General features: G+C 33.4%; 7 protein-coding genes. 1 reads left to right on the top strand and 6 read right to left on the bottom strand.

The features are described 5' to 3' along the window. Positions 1-99: 99 nt before the first annotated feature. From AC0UMU_RS11615 to AC0UMU_RS11595, 5 genes are all read right to left on the bottom strand, one after another. Positions 100-1005 (bottom strand): dihydroorotate dehydrogenase, encoded by a 906-nt coding sequence (locus AC0UMU_RS11615; RefSeq protein WP_009317036.1) that lies wholly within the window; start codon positions 1003-1005, stop codon positions 100-102. Continuing rightward, positions 993-1775 (bottom strand): dihydroorotate dehydrogenase electron transfer subunit, encoded by a 783-nt coding sequence (locus AC0UMU_RS11610; protein WP_031258903.1) that lies wholly within the window; start codon positions 1773-1775, stop codon positions 993-995. The genes AC0UMU_RS11615 and AC0UMU_RS11610 overlap by 13 nt, the downstream gene beginning before the upstream one ends. A 65-nt stretch (positions 1776-1840) precedes the next feature. After that, positions 1841-2317, bottom strand: a complete 477-nt coding sequence (locus AC0UMU_RS11605) for a helix-turn-helix domain-containing protein (RefSeq protein ID WP_022389512.1) — start codon at positions 2315-2317, stop codon at positions 1841-1843. A gap of 737 nt (positions 2318-3054) precedes the next feature. Further along, positions 3055-4074 (bottom strand): DNA polymerase III subunit delta, encoded by a 1020-nt coding sequence (holA, locus tag AC0UMU_RS11600; RefSeq protein ID WP_009317039.1) that lies wholly within the window; start codon positions 4072-4074, stop codon positions 3055-3057. Between the two features lie 14 nt (positions 4075-4088). Beyond that, positions 4089-4868, bottom strand: coding sequence for an AMP nucleosidase (locus tag AC0UMU_RS11595; protein ID WP_009317040.1), 780 nt, complete (start codon positions 4866-4868; stop codon positions 4089-4091). Between the two features lie 61 nt (positions 4869-4929). Between AC0UMU_RS11595 and AC0UMU_RS11590 the strand changes: the two genes are divergently transcribed. Beyond that, the gene (locus AC0UMU_RS11590; RefSeq protein WP_009317041.1) at positions 4930-5406 is read left to right on the top strand and encodes a type I restriction enzyme HsdR N-terminal domain-containing protein; all 477 of its coding nucleotides are present in this window, start codon (positions 4930-4932) and stop codon (positions 5404-5406) included. Positions 5407-5690: 284 nt separating this feature from the next. Here the strand turns inward: AC0UMU_RS11590 and AC0UMU_RS11585 are convergent, their stop codons facing one another. Next, positions 5691-6455 carry a zinc ribbon domain-containing protein gene (locus AC0UMU_RS11585; RefSeq protein ID WP_009317044.1) on the bottom strand — a complete coding sequence of 255 codons (765 nt, stop codon included), beginning with the start codon at positions 6453-6455 and terminating at the stop codon, positions 5691-5693. Positions 6456-6457: the final 2 nt, after the last annotated feature.

Here is a 6457-nt window from a genome sequence, read left to right as displayed (position 1 = left end):
AACTCTTTGTGTATGAATTAGTTGGCTAATTTTATACTATTTACTGAATGTCCCTTTGTATTTAAACAAATACTCCGATTTTTATAAGGTTAGAAAGTTTTATACAAGCCCTATAATTTCCTGTACAGAATTATAACCGTGCCGTTTAAGATAGCCATTAATACCGTCGATAACTTTAATTGTAATTTGCGGATCAATGAAATTTGCAGTTCCGATCTGTACGGCAGTTGCGCCAGCCAATAAAAATTCAACAGCATCTGTCGCATTCATAATACCACCCAATCCGATTATCGGAACTTTGACAGCTTTTGCTACTTGCCATACCATTCGCAAAGCAATAGGCTTCACACAAGCCCCAGATAATCCTCCAGTAACAGTCGATAAAATAGGCTTACGTCGTTCTGCATCAATTGCCATTCCTAACAATGTATTGATGAGAGACACGCTATCCGCACCTTCAGCTTCAACAGCTCTAGCAATCTCCGCAATATCAGTTACATTGGGAGACAACTTAACAATCAAAGTTCCCGGATAGACTTGCCGGACTGCTTTCACTACGTTTCCAGCGCTTTTACACGAAGTTCCGAACGCCATACCACCTTCTTTAACATTCGGACAAGAAATATTCAATTCTATAGCCGGTATCTTTTCTAATGCCGCTATCTTGGCAGATGTCGCTACATAATCGTCAATTGTAGAACCAGAAACATTTACGATCATATTTGTATCGATATTTTTTATTTCAGGATAGATTTTCTGAATGAAATACTCGACACCTTTATTCTGCAGACCGACAGCATTTAGCATGCCCGAAGGAGTTTCGGCCATTCTGGGATACGGATTTCCTTCTCTATGGTGTAAAGTCGTTCCTTTTACTATTATAGCACCTAAGCGAGACAAGTCTATGAAATCAGCAAATTCTAAACCGTAGCCGAAAGTACCAGAGGCAGTCATGACAGGATTTTTCAACGTCAGTGAGCCTATTTTTACATTTAAATCTGCCATAAGAGTTTATTTATATTAAATATAGGACCTTCTTTACACACACAGATATGACCTTCTGTCGTTTTTTCTACACAACATAAACATGCTCCTACACCGCATGCCATATTGTTCTCTAAAGATACCTCACAATCTATATTATGTGTTTTTGCATATTTTGCAATTGCCATCATCATCGGCTTCGGTCCACATGTATATATTTTATCAAACTTATTTTCTATTAAAACGGAGTGTTGTGTTACATACCCCTTTTCTCCTAAAGTTCCGTCTTCTGTCGTTATAAAGACATCACCTAATGTCTTGAATTCTTTTAATTGTAAAATATCTGTAGCAGAACGTGCACCCAATAGAAAAATGGGATTATATCCCTGTTGCTTTAACTCATATCCTAAATAAAGCATAGGGGCTGTTCCGACTCCGCCTCCTATGAGTATTAGTTGTGAAGCTTTATCTTCGGGAATAGTAAAAGTATTACCTAATGGTAAAACCATATTAACCGTTTGTCCAGGAGAAACGGTCGATAATTTTTTTGTTCCATCCCCAACTAATTGGATTAGCAGCCAAAGTTCATTGTTATCCATATCAATGTAGTTTATCGATATAGGACGTCTTAGAAAAGTAGTAGGAGACCCATCAACCCGAACCTCTGCGAACTGTCCGGGAGCCATTGGTGGAAGGGATGATCCGTCAACTGTCGTAAATTTCAGCAAAACATAATTTGTGTGTAATCTCAAATTTTCAGTTACTTTCAGATCCAAGATGTATTTTTTCATCCGATAGCTGTTTTTCATTGTTTATGCAAAGATATAACAGTTACTTGATATACTAAAATTATTATCTATTTGAAAAAGTCGGAGGAAAATGTTTCAAACGTATTATCCGAATAAAAAACCATGATTTTAATAACCTTTCTATTATCTTGAACCTTTTGAGTTTCTATATTCGAATTCAGATTTTCTTCCTTATTTAGTTTACTATCAACATTGTCAGATGTATTTCTTAATTCGTTTGATTGAAAATCCTTTATATATTTAGCATCCTCAGGAGAATCTTCTGGTTTTGCCCAAATCTCATCGAATAAAGATGTCGGAGTTTTAAGTTTTTCTTTTATATAGGGTTCTCCTTCCCCAAACATCAACCAATTTACCGATACCTGAGGATATGCATTATGTATCTTCAATATAATATCTTTACTTACGTCATTGCGACCATTTAAGCAATGAGACAATGTAGCACGTTTTATTCCTGCACGGTCTGCAAACTCAGCATCTGTCAGTCCTTCGTGTTCGATAATTTGCTTTATACGAGTATTCATTCCTCTAAAATTATCATTAAGTAATTTACAAATATAATTTTTTTGTATTCTACAAATGTAATTACAAATAAATATTTTTGCAAATTATAATTGTAGATATGATTGTATACAATTATATATCAATATTTGTGTACAAAAATATAAATGAAAGATATTATATAAAGTATTACTTAAATAAAGTATTTTATATATCTGATTATTAATTAATAATATTCATAATATATTGTATTCGATTAATTTTTTAGAAACATCGAAACGATTAATAAACTATATATAAAGTAATACTTTAATATAACTGTATTAATAATTGATTATATGTGATTTATATGTTATAATAGATCGTAATATAGCTTTCTGTATACTAATATATAAATGTATTTCAGAAATTCATTTGTTTATATATTATATTGTATATTATGATATATAATTGCAAAATATATATTCGGATATAACAATATCTGAATATATCTATATATAATATCCATTTGTAAATAGATAATTGTAATAAATAATCGAAATAAAAAGGGGTTGTCCAAAAAGGCAAAACGGAATTGGTAAAAGTTATAGATTGTAACAAAACAAATAAAAAGAGTGCCACTTTACACCTAATTTTCATAGGCAAAAGTGGCACTCTTTTTTATAATCGAAGCCTATCAGTTCTAAATTGAAAGTTTAAATTTGAACTTTCCAACTTTTTGGACAGCCCCGTATAATATATTGAAAATCTAAAAGCTTATTTAGTGAAGGATTTTATAGGCAAGTTCTTTTAGTAAAGACGCTTCGGTTGTTCCAGATGCATTCTCTACCCCTTTAGAACGGGCATCGTATTCTCGTATATAAGATATTATATCCATACATTTATAAGCATTATAATTCTGCATTGCTGTCAAATAATCCCTTGCCTGAAAAATATTTCGTAATTTTAACTCAGCCATGATATTAGACTCCGATTTATCTTGTATAAAATATAAAAGCATTAGATTGGCATAGAAATTAAACAAAACGCTTATTGTTACGATTAAAGGATTAGATTTCGGATTTTTCTCAAAATATGCAATGATTTGATTAACTTTATATATGTTCTTGGTAATAAAAGCATTGAGTAACTCAAAGTTATTGAAATCTTTACTTATCCCAATATTATGTTCTATTAATGCAGCTGTTATTCGAGTATTTCCTTGTAGAATTATTGAAAGTTTGTCTAATTCTCCAGTTAATCGACTTAAGTCATTACCAATAGCGTCTCCGAGCATGGCAATAGCTTTCTGTTCAATGGTAAATCCCTTTTCTGTCACATAACCGTTTATAAAAGGAGGTAATTGATAATCATATAATTTTTTCGATTCATAGACGATACCTACAGAATTTAATTCAGCAAGTAGTTTCTTATTTTTTAAACTCCCGTTTTTATAATTAAAAACCAAAACCGTACTCGTCAACGGCTTCTGTAAGTAAAATTGTAAATCGTCCAATCCTTTCAGCATTTGAGCTTCTTTTACGATGACCAATTGCCTGGAAGCCATCATCGGATAACGTTTTGCAGCATTGATTACAGTCGAAATCTCTACATCAGCACCATAAACTATCGTCTGGTTGAAATCTCTGTCAGCATCATCTAAAGCATTGTCTATAATAGTATCCGTAATAAGATCGATATAATAAGGTTCGTCTCCCATTAAGAAGTAGACTGGCTTAAAATTCTTCTTTCTTATATCCGATATTATCTGTAAATGTACATTTTGCTCCTTTTTTGCCATAGCCTAAAAAGTTTTTATTCTTCCTCGAATCGGAGATGCTTTACAGTCGTACGTTTATCAATAAGCATCTTTAGTGATTCAAATCCGATCATTACATGTTCATCTACAAAGTTTTGAGTTACCTTTTTATCACTTTCTTCAGTTTTAACACCTGTGGAAATCATTGGTTGATCTGTTACTAACAGAAGAGCTCCTGTCGGAATTTGATTTGCAAACCCTACCGTAAATAAAGTTGCTGTTTCCATGTCAATGGCCATACTGCGGGTTCTTCTCAAATATTCTTTAAACGAATCATCATATTCCCAAACTCTTCTATTAGTCGTATATACCGTTCCCGTCCAATAGTCTTTCCCATGATTTCGCACGGTTGTAGATACAGCCCGTTGCAGACTGAAAGCTGGTAAAGCCGGAACTTCTGGAGGGAAATAATCATTTGATGCACCTTCTCCTCGTATTGCCGCTATCGGAAGAATAAAATCACCTAATTTATTCACTTTTTTCAGACCTCCACATTTTCCAAGGAATAAAACAGCTTTTGGAGCTACAGCACTCAATAAATCCATAACTGTCGCTGCATTGGCACTTCCCATTCCGAAATTGATGATCGTAACACCTTCAGCCGATGCATTGGGCATATTTCCGTCCTCTCCTAAAATAGGAACATTAAAATGGTTGGCAAATATTTCAACATACTTTGAGAAATTCGTCAATAAAATATGCTTAGTAAATTCTTTTACATTGCGCTTCGTATAACGTGGTAGCCAATTTTGGACAATCTCTTGTTTTGTCTTCATTTTTCTGTAATTTTGAAGTAAAAATACGGAATAATAATTTTCGGAACAAATAATCTTTCTTATGATAACTCTAAATTTGCCAACTTTTGAGTACAAATTAAAAGAGGATAACGGCAGATATCTTATTTTCGACATTTTGAGAAAAAGATATATTGCGCTTACTCCAGAAGAGTGGGTTCGGCAACATTTCGTGAATTATCTCATCACATACAAAGGATATCCGGGAGGAAGAATCGGAAATGAAATATCGCTTGATTTAAACGGCCGAAAACGCAGATGTGATACTGTAATATATCGTCAAAACGGAACACCCTTCGTAATTATTGAATATAAAGCTCCACATATTCCTATTACGCAGGCAGTTTTTGATCAAATCGTCAGATATAACATCGCATTAAAAGTAGAATATTTAATAGTATCGAATGGAAAGATGCATTATTGCTGTCATGTAAACTATAAAGACCAGTCTTATTTATTTCTAGAAGATATTCCTGATTATGACTCTATATTATCACATACAAATGAGAAAACGGAATGAGGGGAATTGACGAAATAAAAAGAATGTTTGCAAAGAAAGTAACAATTTTTTTGAGCGGAGGCTTTAGACCGACAAACTCCGATACTGAATACTGGAAAGGTGAGTCTATTCCATATCAAATATGCCTTGAAGGATTGCTTATATCTCTATGACTATTCATTTAACTGTTGTTATGTCTGTTAATATCGGTTAACTATTTGCAATTATCGAGCCATTATATAACTAAAATAAAAAAGCCAGACAATTTTTTGAAATTATCTGGCTTATACTTTGTTGAATCTACTTTATTCATTAACTCCTGCTAATTCCGGATCTATCATAATACGCCCGCAATATTCACAAACGATGATTTTTTTTCGAAGTTTAATATCAAGTTGTCTTTGTGGCGGAATCTTATTGAAACAACCGCCGCAAGCGTCACGTTGAATATAAACAACAGCCAATCCGTTTCTCGCATTTTTTCTGATTCTCTTAAATGCGGCTAATAAACGGGGCTCTATATGTTGTTCGAGTTTTTTCGCTTTTTCACGCAGTTTTTCCTCGTCTTGTCTTGTCTCTGCAACAATTTCATCCAATTCACCTTTCTTTTCTTGTAAATCGGCTTTTCTTTCTTCAAGAGTAACTCGACAGTTTTCTACTTCTTCTTTTTTTGCTTTTTCCTGTGCTGAAAACTCTTTGATACGTTTTTCACAAAGTTCGATTTCCAAAGTTTGGAATTCAATTTCTTTAGTTAAAAAATCAAATTCTCGATTGTTTCTTACATTGTTCTGTTGTGCAGTATATTTATCAATTAAGGTTTGCGCATTCTGTATTTCTACTTTCTTCGCAGCAATAGCAGATTGTAACTCTCCTATTTCTGTATGAAAGTTCTGAACACGAGTTTCGAGACCTGCAATCTCATCTTCAAGATCTTGTACCTCCAAAGGAAGCTCTCCTCTTAGAGTTTTGATTCTATCGATCTCAGAAAGCATTGTTTGCAATTCGTACAGTGCTTTCAATCGATCTTCCACTGTATATTCTTTTTCAACTTTTGTCTTATCAGTAGCCATGC

The organism is Coprobacter fastidiosus (genome assembly GCF_982245605.1).
The sequence above is the reverse complement of the archived record's forward strand: the minus strand, read 5'-3'. Positions and strand labels throughout refer to the sequence as shown.